We start from the raw sequence: 17674 nt of genomic DNA, 5'->3' as shown, positions 1-17674 counted from the left end.
CATCAACCGGGCCGCCGCCATATCAGGCTCCCGCCTCCTCGTCGTCACCCACATCGGCCACCACATCGGCGCTCTCGATGACGGCGACGAAGCGCAGGTTCAGCTCCAGGGACAGGGTGTCCCAGGACTCCACGCTCAACTTGACCCGCTGGCCCATGGACAGCTCGGGCAGGGACGGCACCCGCTGCATCAGGGGCAGAGGATCGAGCTTGACCAGGTTTTCCTTGCGCACCGTGCCTTCGATTTCCGTCACGCCCTTCTGCTCCAGCCAGCGCAGGCACCAGTAGCGCTCCATGTGGCGCTGGAATTCGGCGTAGGCGGCGTAGGTCAGGTCGAAATCGCGCATGGCGGCAAAGAGCGCGTCGCTCTTGGCGCCGAAGTGGGGCGCCCGGTCCTGCAGCAGGGTGATCAGCTGCCACTGGTTCACCAGGTCCACATAGCGCCGCAGGGGGGAGGAGGACCAGGCGTACTGGGGCACACCGAGACCCTCGTGGGGCAGGGGCGAGGTGGTCATGCGCACCTTGCCGGCGGTCTGGGCGCGGTAGATGCAGGCGACCTTCTTCTCGGCCAGGAGGCCGCCCCAGGTGGCGTTGGCGACGATCATCAGTTCCGCCACCAGCTTGTCCAGGGGACTGCCCCGCTTGCGGGCGCTGATCTCGATGCGGTCGGCGGCGCCAGTCGGATCGCTGGCGTCGGGGAAAACGTCGAAGTTGTAGTCGAAGATGCCCTGGGTGGCGGACGGCTTGCCGCGGCGCCCTTCGCAGGCGCAGGCCAGCTGCCACAGCAGCTTCAGTTCCTGGGCGAAGCGGAAGTCGCCCAGACCGGCGGCCAGGGTTGCCTCGTTGAAGAGGGGCTCGATCTCGTGGTGGCGCAGGTTGGCCGCCACGTGCACCCGCTCCAGGCGGGATTCGTGGCCGACGATCTCCAGGCCCTCGTTCACCGTCAGGTACAGGGAGACGGCCGGCCGCGGCTTGCCTTCGGCCAGGGTGTAGGCCTCCACCACGGCATCGGGCAGCATGGTGATCTTGTTGCCGGGCATGTACACGGTGGACAGGCGGTCCCGGGCAATCTGGTCGAGGGCCTCGCCCGGCCCGAAACCGAGGCCGGGGGCGGCGATGTGGATGCCGACGCGCCAGCCGATGCCGGGCAGGGTTTCCAGGGAAAAGGCGTCGTCGATTTCGGTGGTGGCCGCATCGTCGATGGAAAAGGCTTGCACCGAGGCCAGGGGCAGGTCGGCCGGCGCCGTGGGCACGTCCACGGCGGGGAAGCCGGTGCCCTTAGGGAAGTACTCCCGCAGGAAGCGGTTGAAGTGGTAGTCGCGGTGGGACTTGATGGCGCCGCATCGGGCCAGCAGGTGCGGCGCCGAGGTGTGCAGTTCCTCGCAAGCCGCTTCCAGGGCCTTGGTCTCCGGCTTGTTGCGGTCCGGGGCGTAGAGCAGCTGGTCGAGCAGGGGGGCAAACTCGGGCGGCAGGGAACCGGCCTTCAGTTCTGCCACCATGCGCTCTATGGCCAGCGCTTGCTGACGCTTCTTTTCAAGACCGGCCAGAGCAGCCTGGAGAATGTCGGGAGGGGCCTTGCGGAAGCGACCCTTACCCTTGCGGTGGAAATAGACAGGCGCTGCGTGTAGGGCAAGCAGGACCGATGCCGCCTCGACCGGAGAGGGGTCTTTGCCGACGTAGTCCTTGGCAATATCCAGAAAAGAAAATTCGCCATCCGCACAGCACTCCCAGAGGAATTCGGGTTCGATGTCGTGGGCCAGGGGTTCGGCAGCCTCCAGCAGGGCCCCGGGGGCGGGACTCTGGAAACGCAGCAGGATGGCGGCAGCCTTGACCTTGGTTCGCTTGCCCGACGCGCTTTCCACCTGCAGGGTGGCATCGTTGTCGGCCAGCACGGTGCCCGTCTTGAAGGCGCCGTCTTCTTCAAATAGAACATTCATCGGCGGATTATAACCCGGCGAATTCAAGGATTTGCGGCACAAAGTCGACAAATCGCGTGAAGCTGTGGTCGCCGCCGGCCAGCACCGTCTGGCGGGCATCCCGGTAGCGGGCCACGGCCTGGCGGTAATCCAGCACCTCGTCCCCCTCCTCCACCAGCAGCCAGTAGCGCTCGGGCCGCAGGTCGGCCACTTCCATGGCCTGCAACTGGGCCACGTGCTCCCGGGTGAACTGGAATTCCTCGCCGCTGTAGAGGTTGGTCTGGGGGCCGACGTAATCCGCCAGGGAAAGATGGGCCAGCACCGCCGGATTGACCAGCACGGCTCGCAGGCCATGGCGTTCCGCCAGCCAGGTGGCGTAGAAGCCGCCGAGGGAGCTGCCCACCAGGGTCAGGGGACCCTCGGCAGCCAGGATGGCCTCGGCCTGCGCCATGGCCTGGCGCGGCTCGTGGGACAGGGCCGGGCAGAAGAAACGCTCCTGCAGGCCCCGGGCGTCCATGGCCTCGGCCACGGCGCGGGCCTTGAAGGAGGCGGGGGAAGAACGGAAACCGTGGAGATAGAGAATGCCGCTCATGGTGCTGGCCTCACTGGCTTACTTGCATTCCCAGGTGTCGCCGGGAACGAGGGTGGAAGGAAAGTCCCGGCAGAGCCAGGTGCGGGCCGCCTGGCTCCCGCCCAGGGCGGCCTCCCAGAAGGCCAGGCTGGCGCCCTGGATAGCCGTCGCGGCCCGGGGCGGCAGGACGTGGCGGCTGCCCGGATTGCCAGCCAGGGGCATGTGGGCGGCGCCGTCCAGCACCAGCAGGAACTTGTCGCCGCCGGGCATGTGGCGGAAGGGCACGGTGCGGTCGGCGGCGCTGATGTCGTGCAGGCCGATGCCGTCGTCCCGGGTGCCGGTGATGCAGAAGAAGGGGCGCCGGATGCCGGCGAAGCGGGCGTTGAGGGGCGTCTCCTCGCCCCGGGCGGAGGGCGACAGGCCGAGGAAGGCCCGCAGGCGCGGCTCCGCCACCGGCGGCCCATAAGCGCGCCGTTCCCCGGCCATGGCCTGGGTCGTCACCGCGCCATAGGAATGGCCGGCCAGGCCGACACGCTCCAGGTCCACCCCGGCCCAGGCCGGGTCGGCGGCCTGGCGGCGCCAGACTTCGTCGAGAACGAAGCCCAGGTCGGCCAGGCGGGCCAGGGACTGCTCCGGCGTGGTGGCCGCCGTCAGGGCCCGGCGCAGGGCCATGGGACTGCCGGCCATGACCGCGGCGTCGCTGCCGGCGTGCTGCAGGGCCAGGCCCCGGTAGCCGTGGGAGGCCCAGTGGCGCAGCCAGCGTTCGCCGTTGTCCCGGTCGCCGCCGAGGCCGTGGGAGAAGAGGATCAGGGGCGTGCGGGCGACGCCCTGGGGCAGGTAGTGGCGGCAGGGAATGGGACGCTGGCGGCGCTCGTCGTGCCACACCTCCAGTTCCTCCCGCACCCGGCAGGGGCCGCTGGCGGCGTAGTTGTGGGGGGCTGACATGGGGCAGGTTCGCCGGGGCGGCAGCGCCGCCCCGAAAGGATTGTCCGGCCTAGCCTGCAGACCAGCTGACAGTGCCGCTCCAGGCGGTCCACAGGACGATGCCGCCGAAGACGATGCGGTACCAGGCGAAGGCTGTGAAGTCGTGGCTGCTGATGTAGCGCAGCAGGCCGCGCACGGCGATGAAGGCGGAGACGAAGGCAGCGACGAAGCCCACCACCCACATGCCGACATCGTCGAAGGAGAGCAGCTCCCGCTCCTTGTACAGCTGGTAGAGGGTGGCGATACCCAGGGTGGGGATGGCGAGGAAGAAGGAGAACTCGGTGGCGGCCTTGCGCGACAGGCCGAAGAGCAGGCCGCCGATGATGGTGGCGCCGGAGCGGGAAGTGCCGGGAATGAGGGCGAAGGCCTGGGCGATGCCCAGCTTGAAGGCGTCGATCACATCCAGCTCCTCCACCGTCTCCACCCGGATGCGGTGCTTGCGCCGCTCGGCCCAGAGGATGAAGAGACCGCCGACGATGAAGGTGGTGGCCACCACGTAGGCGTTGAAGAGGTGGGCCTTGATGGCCTTGCCGAAAAGCAGGCCAAGGGCGGCCAGGGGGATGAAGGCGATGATCAGGTTGATGACGAAGCGCTGGGCTTCCCGCTCCCGGGGCAGGCCCAGCAGCACCCGGGCGATGCGGGCCCGGTATTCCCAGCAGACGGCCAGGATGGCGCCGGACTGGATGACGATCTCGAACAGCTTGCCCCGGGCGTCGTTGAAGTCGAGCAGGTCCCCCGCCAGGATCAGGTGGCCGGTGGAGGAGATGGGAAGGAATTCGGTGAGGCCCTCGACGATGCCGAGAATGAGGGCCTTGAGCAGCAGCAGGGGATCCATGGGGAGCCGGGGCGGGAGGAAAGAGGGGGGGATTATACCCGCCCCCTCCGCCGGCCCCGACCGGAAGCGACCTTACAGGGGATACCCGGCCATCTTCAGCAGGGCGCCGGTCTCGCACAGGGGCAGGCCCATGACTCCGGTGTAGCTGCCTTCCAGGCGTTCGACGAACATCCCGGCCTTGCCCTGGATGCCGTAGGCGCCGGCCTTGTCCATGGGTTCGCCGCTGGCGATGTACTTGCTGATCTCAGCTTCTTCCAGCTCGCGGAACTGGACGATGCTTTCCGACAGCACGGTCTCGATATGGCCGCTCCAGGCCAGGGAGACGGCGGTCAGCACCCGGTGCCGCTGGCCCGAGAGCAGCTCCAGCATGCGCCGGGCGTCGGCCTCGTCCGTCGGCTTGCCGAGAATCTCGCCCCGGCATTCGACGGTGGTGTCCGCCGCCAGGATCGGCTGGGTCGCCTGGCGCCGCCACACCACCAGCTTGAGGCCGTGCTCGGCCTTGGCCCGGGCCACCCGTTTGACGTAGGCCACCGGGTCCTCGCCCGCCAGGGGCGTCTCGTCCACGGCGCCGTCGGCCCGGGGCGGGTTGCGAAAGAGCAGGGTTTCGAACTGCACGCCCATGAGGGACAGCAGTTCCCGCCGCCGGGGGCTGCGGGAGGCAAGGTAGATGCGGGGGCCGAGGGGGATGGTCATGGCAGTGGGGGAAGGTCAGCCTTCCCGGTGGTAAGGATGGTTACGAATGACGCTGACGGCACGGTAGAGCTGTTCGCACAGGATCAGCCGGGCCATGGCGTGGGGCAGGGTGAGGCTGGACAGGCGCAGCATGGCGCCGCCATTTTGCTGGGCCTCGGCCTTCAGTTCCGGGTCGAGGCCGTCGGCGCCGCCGATGAGCAGGGCGATGTCGCGCCCCTCGCCCATCCAGCCTTCAAGGCGGGCCGCCAGTTTGACGGTGCTCAGATCCTCGCCCCGCTCGTCCAGGGCGACGATGCGACAGCCCCCGGGCAGGGCCGCCCGGATGCGGGTCTTCTCCGCACTCAACAGCTGCTCCCGGGTTTTCGAGCCCCGGGGCTCGGGCTTGATCTCGACCACGCTCACCGCCATTTCCCGGGGCATGCGCTTGATGTACTCGGCGCAGCCCTCGGCCACCCAGTCCGGCATGCGGTGGCCCACGGCGATGATGCACAGTTTCATGGCTGCCTTCAGGCGGCGGAGGAGCCGCCCTGGCTGCCGGCCTGGCGCCGCACCGGGGCCTTGGCGCCCCACAGCTCTTCCAGGTTGTAGTAGTTGCGCACGGCCGGCTGCATGACATGGACCACGATGTCGCCCAGGTCCACCAGCACCCACTCGCCGGTCTGCTCGCCTTCAATGGAGAGCACCTCGCCGCCGGCTTCCCGCACCTTTTCCTGGACGTTGCGGGCAAGGGACTTGACCTGACGGTTGGAGTCGCCGCTGGCGACCACGACCCGGTCGAACAGGGAGGTGAGCTTGGTGGTGTCGATCACCTCGATATCCTTGCCCTTGATGTCCTCAAGGGCGTCCACGACGATTGCTTGCAGTTTTTGCAGTTCCATCAGGTGCCTAATTGCTGGGGGTTGAAAGATATAGTTGCTGCGCCTGAATATAAGCGATCACCGCTTCAGGCAGCAAATAACGGGGGCTGCGGCCGGCGGCCAGCAGCTGGCGGATCTGGGTGGCGGCGATGGCCAGGGGCGTCATGGGGAAGGTGGCGATGCCGCCGGCAGGGGTGGCCTGCAGCTCCCGGGGGCTGCAGCGGCGGGCCTGGAACTCCCGGGCCAACTCGCCCGGCAGGGCCGCCGGATCGATGGAAAAGCCGGGGCGGTACACCACCGCCACGTGGGCCAGGGCCAGGATGTCCCGCCAGCGGTGCCAGGTGGGCAGGCCGGCGAAGGCGTCGGCGCCGGTGAGCAGCACCAGGGGCTGGACCGGGCCGCACTCCCGACGCAGGCGCTCCAGGGTGAGCACCGTATAGCTGGGGTCGGCGCTGGCCACCTCGGCGCCGTCCACGGCGAAGGCCGGATTGTCCTGCACCGCCAGGCGCACCATCTGCAGCCGCTGCTGGGGCGTGGCCCGGGGCTCGGCCCGATGGGGCGGCCGGCCGGCGGGAATCCAGCGCACCTGGGCCAGGTCGAGATTCTCCAGCGCCTCCTGGGCCAGGCGCAGATGGCCGTGGTGAATGGGGTCGAAGGTGCCGCCGAAGACGCCGATGGGGCGCTGCTCAGGCATGGTCGCCATCGCCGCCGCCCTCTTCCGGCCCATCCTCGTCGCCCACCGTGGTGGCGAAGGCCGGCGCGCCTTCGACGAAGACTTCCCGGTAGCTGACGTAGAAGCTGGCCACCAGGCTCGGCGCCAGGATCAGGATCAGGGGCACCATGACAATCGCTGCCGCCATGCCAGGCCCCAGGATCATGCCCAGCAGCCCCATGGCCAGGGCCGGCACCAGACCGCTCCACAGCAGGATGGAGAGGCTGTAGGTGAGGAACGGCCGCCAGTTGCGCAGGCAGGCGAAGAAGGAGAAGAAGAGGGCCTTGCCGGCGCCCTGCCGGTGCCAGGCGGCCAGCATGGGGGCGAACCAGAAGGCCATCACCAGGGGCACCACCAGCATCAGGGCCAGCTGGGTGGCGAGGAGGAATTCAGGATTGTCCGCCGGCAGGTCGCCGTGGTCGCCGCCGATGAACATGAGGCGGAACAGGTCGCCCCCGTCCACCAGGGAGGCCAGGCCCAGGATCAGCAGGGTGCCGCACAGATAGAGCCCGCCCAGACCCACCAGCACCGGGGCCTGGGGGCGGATGCCGGTGCTCAGGGACTGGGGCGTGACGGCCAGGCCCCGGTCGAGCACGCGGCAGGCGTTCATCAGCACCAGGGACAGGGCCGGCATGGCCAGATAGGTGATGAGGCTGCCGATGAACGGCAGGCTGCCCACCAGGGCCAGCAGCATCCAGTAGGTCAGCAGGAGCAGGCTGAGGATGGCCGGGTTGCGCCGGAACAGGGCGTAGCCGGCGCCCAGCCAGCGCCAGCCGCGGGCGGCGGGAAGGTTCAGTGCCTGCATGGATCAAGCGGTGGGGAAAATATCCCGGTAGGAGGCATAGAGGACGGCGAAGGACACCGGCAGCAGGATGAGGAAACCGAGGCCCATGGGCAGGGCGGCGACGAAAAAGAGCACACCCATGATGAGGCCGAGGACGGTGAAGGGCAGGATGTTCTTCAGGCAGGCGCTGAAGCTGGCCTTGAGGGCGGGCACCGGCTGCATGTGGTTGAAGTAGACCAGGGCCGGGGCGAACCAGAAGGCCATGAACAGGGGGACGGCCAGGGCCAGGCTGATCATCACCGCCAGCAGGACGCCGGCGATGGCCACGCCAAAGCCGCCGGTGGCAGCGCCGCCCACGAGGGAACCGCCGCCGATGAGCATGCCCACCGCCAGGATGCCGAACCAGCCCAGCATGTAGCACAGGCCCACCACCACCAGCCCGGTGGTTTCCCGGGAGAAGCCGACGAAGAGGTCGTTCAGTTCCACCTTGCCGCCCTCCTCCTGGCGCCGCACCGCCTGCAGCACGCCGGCGGCCAGCAGGGGCAGCAGCAGGTGGGAGGCCAGGGCGCCGGCCAGGGGCACCATGGCCACCGCCAGGGTCAGCACCAGGAAGACCAGGGCCAGCACCACCCAGGCGCCGGGGGCGCGGGTGAACAGGTCCCAGCCGAAACGCAGCCATTCGATGGCGGCACCGGCCGGCACCACCCGGCAGCTGCCGTCGAAGGGCGGCGGCGCCATGGGAAAGGTGGGCGTGGAATCCGGGGAGCTGGCGTCGGCAGACATGGTAAAAACCGTTGAAAAATCAGGAATGGCGCCATGCTAACGACACGGCGGGGGGTTGGCAATTGGCACCGCCGCCGCGGCGGCCGGAAATCAGTCGATCCAGGGGGCCGCCGGATGGCGGCGACGGGCCCGCAGGAGGTCCCGGAAATGCCGGGGATCCTTCACCAGCACCTGGCGGCCGGCCCGGGGCGCATGGAAGTCCTGCAGGCGCGACAGCCAGAAGCGTAGCGCCGCCCGGCGCAGGAGCCGGGGCCAGGCCCGGGCCTCCGCCGCCTGCAGGGGGCGCCGCCGGTGGTAGGCCTGCAACAGGGCCCGGGTACGGCCGGGTTCCAGGTTGCCGGCCCCATCCAGGCACCAGTCGTTGGCGGCCACCGCCAGGTCGAACAGCAGCTGGTCCCGGGCGGTGAAATAGAAATCCAGCAGGCCGGACAGGCGTTCCCCCTGGAACAGCACATTGTCGCGGAACAGGTCGGCATGGACGATGCCTTCGGGCAAGGCCTCGGCCGGCCCGGCCTGGTAGGCCAGTTCATCCTGCAGCAGGGCCCCATCGTCGCCGGAGAGCAGGGGCAGCACCTGGGCGGCGGCCTGACGGCGCCACGCCTCGCCCCGGGGGTTGTCCTGCACGCCGTCGTAGGTGGCGGCGGCCAGATGCAGCCGGGCCAGGGCATCGCCCACGGCAACGCAGTGGGCCGGGCCCGGCGCCTCCACTTCCTGCCCCGTCAGGCGGGACACCAGCACCGCTGGCTTGCCGGCCAGGGGGCGCAGAATGCGCCCGGCGCCATCGGCCACCGGTGCCGGGCAGGGCAGGCCCCGGCGGGCCAGGTGGGCCATCAGGCCCAGGTAGAAGTCCAGCTCCGCCGCCCCCAGGGTCTCGAACAGGGTGAGGACCCAGGTGCCGCGGTCGGTGGTGACGAAATAGTTGGTGTTCTGGACGCCGGCGGCGATCCCGGCGAAATCCGCCAGGGCGCCGACGTCGCAGCCGGAAAGCCAGTCCTGCAGCTGCTCCCGGGTGACGGGAGTGAAGACCGACACGGCCGGATCAGAAGGTGCCGATCACCCACATGGGGACGCGCACGCCGCTGTCCACCGGGTCCTTGCGGGAGAAGGTGCCGTCGCCCTGGTCGTCCACCAAGTAATAGGGGACGCCGTGGTTGGGGGTGACCTTGAGCATGTAGAGCTTGCCGTTGACCCGGTACTCCTCCACGGTCTCGTTCTCCCGCTTCTTGATGGTCACCTGGGGTTCCATGGCAGCATCGAAGGGCACCATCTCGGGCGGCGGCGGCGGTACAGCCGGCAGGGGCTGCAGGTCGGTACGGCCGGCCTGGGCGAAAGCCGCGCCGGCACAGACCAGCAGGGAGAGGGAAGCGGCAAGGAGGGAAAGACGACGCATGGGATGGCCTTTGCAAGATAGCCCGATTCGGATGCCCGATTTTATTACAAATTGAGCAGCATCTCCCGCTCGTCGGGCAGGGGGGCAAAACCACGGTTCTCGTAGTGCTTGAAAATGGCCTCGACGATCTGATCCGGCTCGTCGATCACCTGGATCAGATCCAGGTCGTCCGGCGACACCATGCCCTCGCCCACCAGGCGATCCTTGACCCATTCCAGAAGGCCGCGCCAGAAGGGCTCGTGCACCAGGATCAGGGGAATCTTGCGGCTCTTGCCGGTCTGGATCAGGGTCAGGGCCTCCAGCACCTCGTCCAGGGTGCCGAAGCCCCCGGGCATGACCACGTAGGCGCTGGCGAACTTGACGAACATGAACTTGCGCGCAAAGAAGTGGCGGAAGGACTGGGAGATGTCCTGGTAGGGATTGGCCATCTGCTCGTGGGGCAGCTGGATGTTGAGGCCGATGGAGGGGCTCTTGCCGTGGTAGGCGCCCTTGTTGGCCGCTTCCATGATACCGGGGCCGCCGCCGGAGATGACCGAGAAGCCGGCATCGGAGAGCTTGCGGGCGATCTCCTCGGTCAGCTGGTAATAGGGCGACTCGGGCTTGATGCGGGCGCTGCCGAAGATGGAGACGGCCGGGCGGATGGCCGCCAGCCGTTCGGTGGCCTCCACGAACTCTGCCATAATGCCGAAAATCCGCCAGGATTCCCGGGCCGACATGGCGCTGGTGATGGTGTCGGGGTCCGCCAGGGGCGGGAGTTTGGTTCTTTCGCTCATTTTTTTGTCTTCTGGATTTTGTTCTTATGCCGATGCTGCTGCTGGTGGACGGATCGTCCTACCTTTACCGCGCCTTCCACGCCCTGCCGGATCTGCGCAACAAGGCAGGAGAGCCTACTGGCGCCATTTACGGCGTGTTGAACATGCTACGCCGGCTGGAAAGCGACTACAAGGCAGAAGGCGTCACCTACAAGGCCGTGGTCTTCGACGCCAAGGGCAAGACCTTCCGCGATGACTGGTACCCGGAATACAAGGCCCAGCGCCCGCCCATGCCCACCGACCTGGTGGCCCAGATCGAACCCCTGCACGCCGCCATCAAGGCTTCCGGCTGGCCGCTGCTGATGGAGGACGGCGTGGAGGCGGACGACGTCATCGGCACCCTGGCCCGCCAGGCCGAAGCCGCCGGCATGGACGTGGTCATCTCCACCGGCGACAAGGACCTGACCCAGCTGGTCAGCCCCCGGGTGCGCTGGGTCAACACCATGAGCAACGAGGTGCTGGACGAGGCCGGCGTCACCGCCAAGTTCGGCGTCGAGCCGGGCCGCATCGTGGACTACCTGGCCCTCATCGGCGACACGGTGGACAACGTGCCCGGCGTCGCCAAGGTGGGGCCCAAGACCGCTCTCAAGTGGCTGGAACAGTACGGCACCCTGGACAACATCATGGCCAACGCCGAGGCCATCGGCGGCGTGGTGGGCAACAACCTGCGCCAGGCCCTGGACTTCCTGCCCCTGGGCAAAAAGCTGGTGACCGTGGTGTGCGACCTGCCGCTGCCGGAAAAGCCGGCCAGCCTGGCGCCCCGCCCCCTGGACAAAGCCGCCCTGGAAGAAATCTTCAGCCGCTACGAATTCAAGACCTGGCTGCGGGAACTGCAGGGCGAAGGCGCGGCCGCCGGCGATGCCGAAGCCGCCGGCGACGCCACGACCGCCCCCGCTGCCCCGGCTGGCGCCCACCGCCAGCATTACGAAACCATCCTCACCTGGGAGGCCTTCGAGCGCTGGCTGGCCAAGATCGAGGCCGCCCCCCTGGTGGCCCTGGATACGGAAACCACCAGCCTGGACCCGCTCTCGGCCCGCATCGTCGGCATTTCCTTCGCCCTGACGCCGGGGGAGGCCGCCTACATCCCGGTGGCCCACAACTACCCGGGTGCCCCCGACCAGCTGCCCCGGGAGCAAGTCCTGGCGCGGCTCAAGCCCTGGCTGGAAGCCAGCAACCACGCCAAGCTCGGGCAGAACCTGAAATACGACCAGCACGTCTTCGCCAACCACGACATCGCCCTCAAGGGCATCGTGCACGACACCCTGCTGCAGTCCTACGTGCTGGAAAGCGACAAGGGCCACGACCTGGAACAGCTGGCCCGCCGCCACCTGGGACTGGAGACCATTCCCTACACCGCCCTGTGCGGCAAGGGCGCCAACCAGATCGGCTTCGACCAGGTGGCCATCGACCAGGCTGCCGAATATTCGGCGGAGGATTCGGACCTGACTCTGCGGGTCCATCAAAACCTGTTCCCCGCCATCGCCGCCGATGCCAAGCTCAACTGCATCTACAGCGACATCGAAATGCCGGCCCGGGAAGTGCTGTTCGCCATGGAGCGCCACGGCGTGCTCATCGACAGCGGCCTGCTGCAGGCCCAGAGCAACGAGCTGGGACGCAAGCTGGTGGAGCTGGAAGCCAAGGCCGTGGAGATCGCCGGCCAGCCCTTCAACCTCAATTCACCCAAGCAACTGGCGGAGATCCTGTTCACCCAACTGGGCCTGCCGGTGGTGAAGAAGACTCCGGGCGGCGCCCCCTCCACCGACGAGGAAGTGCTCTCCGAACTGGCCCTGGACTACCCCCTGCCCAAAGCCCTGCTCGAATACCGGGGCCTGGCCAAGCTGAAGAGCACCTACACCGACAAGTTGCCGCGCATGGTCAATCCCCATACCGGCCGGGTGCACACCAGCTTCTCCCAGGCCGTGGCCGTCACCGGCCGCCTGGCCTCAAGCGACCCCAATCTGCAGAACATCCCGGTACGCACCGCCGAAGGTCGCCGTATCCGCGCCGCCTTCATCGCCCCGCCGGGCTGCAAGATCGTTTCCGCCGACTATTCCCAGATCGAGCTGCGCATCATGGCCCACCTTTCGGGCGACCATGGCCTGCTCGACGCCTTCGCCAAGGGCGAGGACGTGCACCGGGCCACGGCGGCGGAAATCTTCGGCATCATGCCCCTGGAAGTCACCGCGGAGCAGCGGCGCTACGCCAAGACCATCAACTTCGGCCTCATCTACGGCATGAGCGCCTTCGGCCTGGCCCGCTCCCTGGAAATCGAGCGCAGCGCCGCCCAGACCTATATCGAACGCTACTTCGCCCGCTACCCCGGCGTCGCCCGCTACATGGAAGAAACCCGGGAACTGGCCAAGCGCCAGGGCTATGTGGAAACCGTCTTCGGCCGCCGCCTGTGGCTGCCGGACATCCGCGCCAGCCAGGCCGGCCGCCGCCAGGGCGCCGAGCGGGCCGCCATCAATGCGCCCATGCAGGGCACGGCGGCGGACATCGTCAAACTGGCCATGACCGCCACCGCCCGCTGGCTCGCCGACAGCGGCCTGCAGAGCAGCCTGGTGCTGCAGGTGCACGACGAACTGGTGCTGGAAGTGCCGGAAGGGGAACTGGCCCGGGTCAGGGCCGAGCTGCCGGCCATCATGGGCCAGGTGGCCAAACTGGCCGTGCCCCTGGTGGTGGATGTGGGCGTCGGCAATAACTGGGACGAGGCCCACTAAGCGCAGGCTGGCCCCGCGCGCGCCTCAGGAAGCCCCGATCAGCCGCAGGAAGGCGGCCTCCACCGTCTCCACGTCCAGGTCCGCCACGTCCTGACTGTCGCTCTGCAGCACCTGGCGGGGCACCGCCCAGGGCTGCCACTGCTCCACCGACGATTTGCCGAACAAGGCCAGCACCGGCTTGCCCTGGGCCGCCGCCACATGCATGGCGCCACCGTCGGCGCAGAGCATGACGTCGGCCAGGGAGAGGCCGGCGATCAGCTCTTCCAGGTGCCGGGTCGGCACCGGTGCCACCGGCAGACCGGCCAGGGCCGCCATGATGCGGCCGGCCTTGGCATCGTCCCCGGGATGCAGGGGATCGTCCTCCGGCCCCGGCGCCCAGAACAGCAGCACCTGGCGCACCACGCCCCGCTCCAGCAGACGCCGCACCAGTTCGACGAAGCGGTCCTCCGGCCAGCGCTGGGAAGGCTTGCGCGCCGACACGTGCAGGGCCAGACGCAGCCCCTCTCCCGGCACCGCCGGCAGCGCCGCCTGCAGACGTGCCCGCACGGCGGAATCGGCCACCAGGCGCATGGGACCTGGCGCCGGCACCGGTCCCAGGGACTGCAGCAGGCGCTGGGTTCGCTCCACCTCGTGGCCGCCGCCCCGCTCCTCCTGGGCGATGATGCGCCGGGCCCCGATCCAGCGGGCAAAGCCGCTGCCGCCGGCAGAGGCGACCAGGATCAGGTCCAGGCGCCGACGACGCAGGCCCACCAGCATCTTCAGGGTGCGCCACCAGACGCCGAGGAGGGACTCGCCGGCGGCCCGATGCTTGCCCTTGCAATAGGCGAAGACCGCATCCACATCCGGATTGCCGGCCAGGGCCGGGGCGTTGTAGGAATTGGCGAGGACGCCGATCCAGGCCTGGGGATAGGTCTGGCGCAGGCTCGCCAGCAGGGGGGTGGTGCACAACAGGTCGCCGATGTTGTCGCGGCGGATCACCAGTATCTTCATGCCGTTTCCAGTTCGTTGCGGGCCCATTCGGCCACGCCGCCCAGGCGGCGGGTGAAGGCCGCGAAGGAAAAATTGTCCAGGTGGGCCCGGGCCCGGGCCTCATCCACCCGGTCCTGCCCGTCGCCCCGCAGGCCCAGCAGGACCCGTTCGAAATCCCGCCCCTGGTCCAGCCGGGGGTCGGCGTAGAGGTAGCCGGTCACCCCGTCGACGATGGTCTCGCTGAAGGGCGGCGCCGCCATGGCCAGGACCTTGGTGCCGGCGGCCTGGGCCTCCAGGACATTGAGCCCCAGGGCTTCCTTTTCCGGCAGCCCCGCCACCAGGTAGTCGATGCTCTCGTAGAGGCTGCGCACGTCGCTCTGCTGGCCCCAGAAACGCACCTGGGCCGCCACCGGCGCCAGGGCCCGGCGCAGGTCCCGCACCGAGGCGTAGCCGCCGCTGCCGAAAATATCCAGCTGCACTTCCGGATGCCGGGCCAGTACCGGCGCCAGGGCGGCAAACAACTGGGGAAACTGCTTGATCGGCGTCAGCCGGGAGACCACCCCCAGCACCAGCCCGGGACGGCGCACATAGGGCTGGCGGGGCCGCAGGGCCAGCTGCAGGGGCTCGAAGAAACCGAACAGGCGGTCGCGGAACTTGCGCCGGTCCCAGTCGTACTCTGACTCCCGCTCCACCGGCCGCAAAGCTGCTGACCGGGGCCGCAGGTCTGGGATACCATACAGGGCCTCGCGCCACACCGGAATATTGGCGGCCTGCAGCCCCGCACGGACGTACCCGGAAACCGGGAAAACCATGCGGTAGGGCAGGAACGGCCGGGCACTGCGCTGGTACATGGGCATGTGGGCCATGGAGGTGAGCAGATGCCGCGGTGCCAGTTGCCGTGCCACCTCTTCCGGAAAGGGCGCCTGGTTCAGCACCCAGGCCGCCTGGTCGCCCAGCAAGGCGGGAATTTCCCCGGCGTCGCGCACCGCCACCCGTTCGATACTGGGATTGAGCAGGGAGCCCCAGAAAGGCGCGTCGGCATGGCAGACGAGTTTGGCCGCAAGGCCCAGTTCCGCCGCAGCGTGGGCCGTGGCGGCGGTGTACAGCTCGCCGCCGCCCATGTGCTGTTGCAGGTTGATTTGAATGAGTTGCATCGACACTTCCTGCCCTTAAGCGGGCCCGCATCTTCCCGGCAGCCGCAGAAGACAAGACAGTTGGCTATATGGCAAAAGACACCATGAAGGTTCTGATTATAAAACGCGACAAGATCGGGGATATGCTGCTCACCACCCCGATCCTCAAACTGTTGCGGCAAAAGCACCCCCAGGCCACCCTGCATGTCCTGGCCAACGACTACAACGCCTGGGTGCTCGACGGCAATCCGGACGTGGACGAAGTGATCGTCTATCCCCGGGTCCGCCACGACGGCCGGCTGCGCCTCGGCGCCATCTTCAGCCACCTGGCCCTGACCCGGCGCCTCAAGCGCGAACGCTACGACTACGTGGTCATCGCCAACGGTGGCGAATCGCCCCGGGCCATCCGCCGCGGCCTCTCCTACCAGCCGGGCAAGCTGCTGGCCTATGTCGAAAGCGAGCGCTTCCGCCACCATCCCGCACTGCAGGCCATCAGCTCGGACAAGCGCCACGAAAGCGAACGCATGCTGCAACTGCTCGCCCCCCTGGGCCTGGAAGGCGACACGCCCCTGCCGCCGCCCCGGCTCAATTTCTCCCCCGCCCAGCTGGAAGCGGCCCGCCAATGGCTCGCCACCTGGCAGCAGGGTGCACCGGACAACTTCATCATCATCGGCCTCGGCGCCCGCCGCCGGCAGAAGCAGCCCAGCGCCGAGCAGGTCCGCCGCTGGGCCGACGCCGCCCTGCAACGCTGGGGCACGCCGACGGTGGTGGTATGGACGCCGGGCCAGCGGGACAACCCCCTCTATCCCGGCGACGACGAGCTGGTGGCCCCCCTGCTGGCCGCGCCCCAGCCCCACATCCGCCCCTACAGCGGCAGCCTGCAGACGGTGATCGGCCTCATCGGCCTGTCCCGGGCCAGCCTGTTTCCCGACAGCGGCCTGATGCACATTGCCTCCGCCGCGCCCGGCGGTGTGGTCGGCCTTTTCGCCGACCGCCAGAATTCCGCCGACCCGGACCGCTGGGGCCCGCTGGGCGACCGGGCCATCGTCCTCGAAGCCCCCCACTCGGTGGCCGAGCTGGAGGACGAGGCCGTGCTGGCCGCCCTGGAACGACATCTGCACCCCTGAGCCCCACCCTCCCGCCAGCCAGCCACGAACCTTCACCCATGCCGACGATGCCGCGCCAGCCCACCCTGCCCCTCTTCGCCTCCCTCTGGATTTTCCTGGCGGTGTTCCTGCTGCCCATGGACAAGGCCATCGCCCTGCGCAATCTGGTCCTGCTGCTGGGTCTCGGCCTGTGCCTGTGGCAATGGCGGCAGCTGCTGCCCCGGCTGCGGCAGGATGCCCTGCCCCGCTTCGCCCTTGGCGGCCTGACCGCCTTCATCGCCCTGCTGCTGCTGCAGACCCTGTTCTTTGCCGAAAATCGGGCCTTCTCCGCCGGCGCCATCCTGGGCGAATGGCTGGGAGCCACCCTGGTGCTGGGCCTTGGCATGGGCGTCGCGCTGCTGGCCGGTGCTCCCCGCCAGGCCGCGGCCCAGGGCATCAGCATGGCCCTGCTGGCCCTGCTGGCCCATGTCCTGTGGATGCTGGGCTACCAGCTGCTGCCGGTCTTTTCCGGCCAGCCGCCGCGGCTGGGCCTGATGCCATTTGCCGAACGGGACTTCCACAGCCAGCTGGTGGCGCCCCTGACCCTGCTGCTGCTGGCCGAAACCGTGCTGCGCAAATGGGACCTGCCCGGGCTGCTGCCCTGGTCCAACCGTGTCCTGCACGGCGCCCTGGTGCTGGCCCTGCTCGGTGTCGTCGGCGTCAATGGCCGCACCACCCTGATCCACATCGGCGCCGGCGGCCTGCTGCTGGTGGCCGCCCTGCTCCTGGCCCATCCGCAGCGGGGCAGCGGCACCCGGCGCAAGGCCGTCCTCGGCGTCGGCATTGCCCTCGCCCTGCTGGCCGCCACCTCCCTGACCCTGGACAAACGCTGGCAGAAGCTGGGGGATTCCTTCGCCGCCGGCCTCAAGGTGCAGGAAAACCGTACCTGGCTCGATGACCGGCGCTACCCCCTGCCCACCCTGCCCTCGGGCCAGGAGGCAGACCACTCGGCCTACCTGAGGGCCGCCTTCGGCACCCTGGCCCTGCAGGGCATCGCCAACCATCCCATGGGTATCGGCTACAGCATCGACGCCTTCGGCCGCGTCATCCTCCTCGACCAGGGCGAGCGGACTGCCATCATCAGCAGCCATTCGAGCATCCTGGACTTCACCCTGGGCACGGGCCTGCTCGGCCTGGCCGGCCTCACCCTGCTGGTTGCCCTGGGTTGCCGCGGTCTCTACCGGCGCTACCGGCAGACGGGCGACGCGGCAGCCCTGCTGGCCATGCTGGTGATCGCCAGCTACTACCTGCGTTGCTTCCCGGAGGGCCATCTGAGCGGCTGGCGCCTCAAGCTGACCCTGCTGCTCACCGGCCTGTTGCTGGGGGCCAGCCTGCTGCAGCGCAGCCGGGCCGCTGCCCGGCGCTGACCCG

18 protein-coding genes are annotated in these 17674 nt (G+C 68.8%); 3 read left to right on the top strand and 15 right to left on the bottom strand.

The genetic code is table 11. The features are described from left to right. Positions 1-22: 22 nt before the first annotated feature. The 13 genes from ACLSSQ_RS02205 to ACLSSQ_RS02145 all read right to left on the bottom strand — a co-directional run bounded on the left by ACLSSQ_RS02205 (position 23) and on the right by ACLSSQ_RS02145 (position 10297). A complete protein-coding gene (locus tag ACLSSQ_RS02205; protein ID WP_416243678.1) occupies positions 23-1936 on the bottom strand; it encodes a ribonuclease catalytic domain-containing protein in 1914 nt (637 codons plus the stop codon). A gap of 7 nt (positions 1937-1943) precedes the next feature. Further along, positions 1944-2507: a YqiA/YcfP family alpha/beta fold hydrolase gene (locus ACLSSQ_RS02200; protein ID WP_416243677.1), complete on the bottom strand. Its 564-nt coding sequence runs from the start codon at positions 2505-2507 to the stop codon at positions 1944-1946. Between the two features lie 18 nt (positions 2508-2525). Beyond that, positions 2526-3431 carry an alpha/beta hydrolase family protein gene (locus ACLSSQ_RS02195; RefSeq protein ID WP_416243676.1) on the bottom strand — a complete coding sequence of 302 codons (906 nt, stop codon included), beginning with the start codon at positions 3429-3431 and terminating at the stop codon, positions 2526-2528. 49 nt (positions 3432-3480) lie between these two features. Next, complete coding sequence (locus ACLSSQ_RS02190) at positions 3481-4305, bottom strand: undecaprenyl-diphosphate phosphatase (protein ID WP_416243675.1); 825 nt, start codon at positions 4303-4305, stop codon at positions 3481-3483. Between the two features lie 72 nt (positions 4306-4377). After that, the gene (locus ACLSSQ_RS02185; protein ID WP_014235565.1) at positions 4378-4998 is read right to left on the bottom strand and encodes a Maf family protein; all 621 of its coding nucleotides are present in this window, start codon (positions 4996-4998) and stop codon (positions 4378-4380) included. A 15-nt stretch (positions 4999-5013) separates the two neighbouring features. Then, on the bottom strand, positions 5014-5496 hold the full coding sequence (rlmH, locus tag ACLSSQ_RS02180; RefSeq protein WP_416243674.1) for a 23S rRNA (pseudouridine(1915)-N(3))-methyltransferase RlmH: 483 nt from the start codon (positions 5494-5496) through the stop codon (positions 5014-5016). Between the two features lie 8 nt (positions 5497-5504). Next, positions 5505-5876, bottom strand: a complete 372-nt coding sequence (gene rsfS / locus ACLSSQ_RS02175; RefSeq protein ID WP_014235567.1) for a ribosome silencing factor — start codon at positions 5874-5876, stop codon at positions 5505-5507. Between the two features lie 7 nt (positions 5877-5883). Beyond that, complete coding sequence (nadD, locus tag ACLSSQ_RS02170; protein ID WP_416243673.1) at positions 5884-6558, bottom strand: nicotinate-nucleotide adenylyltransferase; 675 nt, start codon at positions 6556-6558, stop codon at positions 5884-5886. Beyond that, on the bottom strand, positions 6542-7372 hold the full coding sequence (locus ACLSSQ_RS02165; protein WP_416243672.1) for a BPSS1780 family membrane protein: 831 nt from the start codon (positions 7370-7372) through the stop codon (positions 6542-6544). The genes nadD and ACLSSQ_RS02165 overlap by 17 nt, the downstream gene beginning before the upstream one ends. Before the next feature lie 3 nt (positions 7373-7375). Next, positions 7376-8134, bottom strand: a complete 759-nt coding sequence (locus ACLSSQ_RS02160; protein WP_416243671.1) for a BPSS1780 family membrane protein — start codon at positions 8132-8134, stop codon at positions 7376-7378. Positions 8135-8224: 90 nt separating this feature from the next. After that, positions 8225-9166 (bottom strand): homoserine kinase, encoded by a 942-nt coding sequence (locus ACLSSQ_RS02155; RefSeq protein WP_416243670.1) that lies wholly within the window; start codon positions 9164-9166, stop codon positions 8225-8227. Positions 9167-9173: 7 nt separating this feature from the next. Continuing rightward, positions 9174-9524 carry a DUF2782 domain-containing protein gene (locus ACLSSQ_RS02150; protein WP_416243669.1) on the bottom strand — a complete coding sequence of 117 codons (351 nt, stop codon included), beginning with the start codon at positions 9522-9524 and terminating at the stop codon, positions 9174-9176. Between the two features lie 44 nt (positions 9525-9568). Continuing rightward, positions 9569-10297 (bottom strand): TIGR00730 family Rossman fold protein, encoded by a 729-nt coding sequence (locus tag ACLSSQ_RS02145; RefSeq protein WP_416243668.1) that lies wholly within the window; start codon positions 10295-10297, stop codon positions 9569-9571. A 26-nt stretch (positions 10298-10323) separates the two neighbouring features. Here ACLSSQ_RS02145 and polA point away from each other — a divergent pair, with 26 nt between their 5' ends. Further along, positions 10324-13056 carry a DNA polymerase I gene (polA, locus tag ACLSSQ_RS02140; protein WP_416243667.1) on the top strand — a complete coding sequence of 911 codons (2733 nt, stop codon included), beginning with the start codon at positions 10324-10326 and terminating at the stop codon, positions 13054-13056. Between the two features lie 24 nt (positions 13057-13080). On the opposite strand, the gene ACLSSQ_RS02135 is transcribed toward polA, so the two are convergent. Both ACLSSQ_RS02135 and ACLSSQ_RS02130 read right to left on the bottom strand, forming a co-directional pair. Continuing rightward, on the bottom strand, positions 13081-14046 hold the full coding sequence (locus ACLSSQ_RS02135; protein ID WP_416243666.1) for a glycosyltransferase family 9 protein: 966 nt from the start codon (positions 14044-14046) through the stop codon (positions 13081-13083). Then, positions 14043-15179: a glycosyltransferase gene (locus ACLSSQ_RS02130; RefSeq protein WP_416243665.1), complete on the bottom strand. Its 1137-nt coding sequence runs from the start codon at positions 15177-15179 to the stop codon at positions 14043-14045. Before ACLSSQ_RS02130 ends, ACLSSQ_RS02135 begins: the two co-directional genes overlap by 4 nt. A gap of 122 nt (positions 15180-15301) precedes the next feature. Here ACLSSQ_RS02130 and ACLSSQ_RS02125 point away from each other — a divergent pair, with 122 nt between their 5' ends. Both ACLSSQ_RS02125 and ACLSSQ_RS02120 read left to right on the top strand, forming a co-directional pair. Next, positions 15302-16285: a glycosyltransferase family 9 protein gene (locus ACLSSQ_RS02125; RefSeq protein ID WP_416243664.1), complete on the top strand. Its 984-nt coding sequence runs from the start codon at positions 15302-15304 to the stop codon at positions 16283-16285. A gap of 38 nt (positions 16286-16323) precedes the next feature. Continuing rightward, positions 16324-17670 (top strand): hypothetical protein, encoded by a 1347-nt coding sequence (locus tag ACLSSQ_RS02120; protein WP_416243663.1) that lies wholly within the window; start codon positions 16324-16326, stop codon positions 17668-17670. Positions 17671-17674: the final 4 nt, after the last annotated feature.

It is taken from the genome of Azospira sp. APE16 (assembly GCF_047901315.1).
GTDB classification, from domain to species: Bacteria; Pseudomonadota; Gammaproteobacteria; order Burkholderiales; family Rhodocyclaceae; genus Azospira; species Azospira oryzae.
This window is presented reverse-complemented; position numbering and strand designations above follow the sequence as displayed.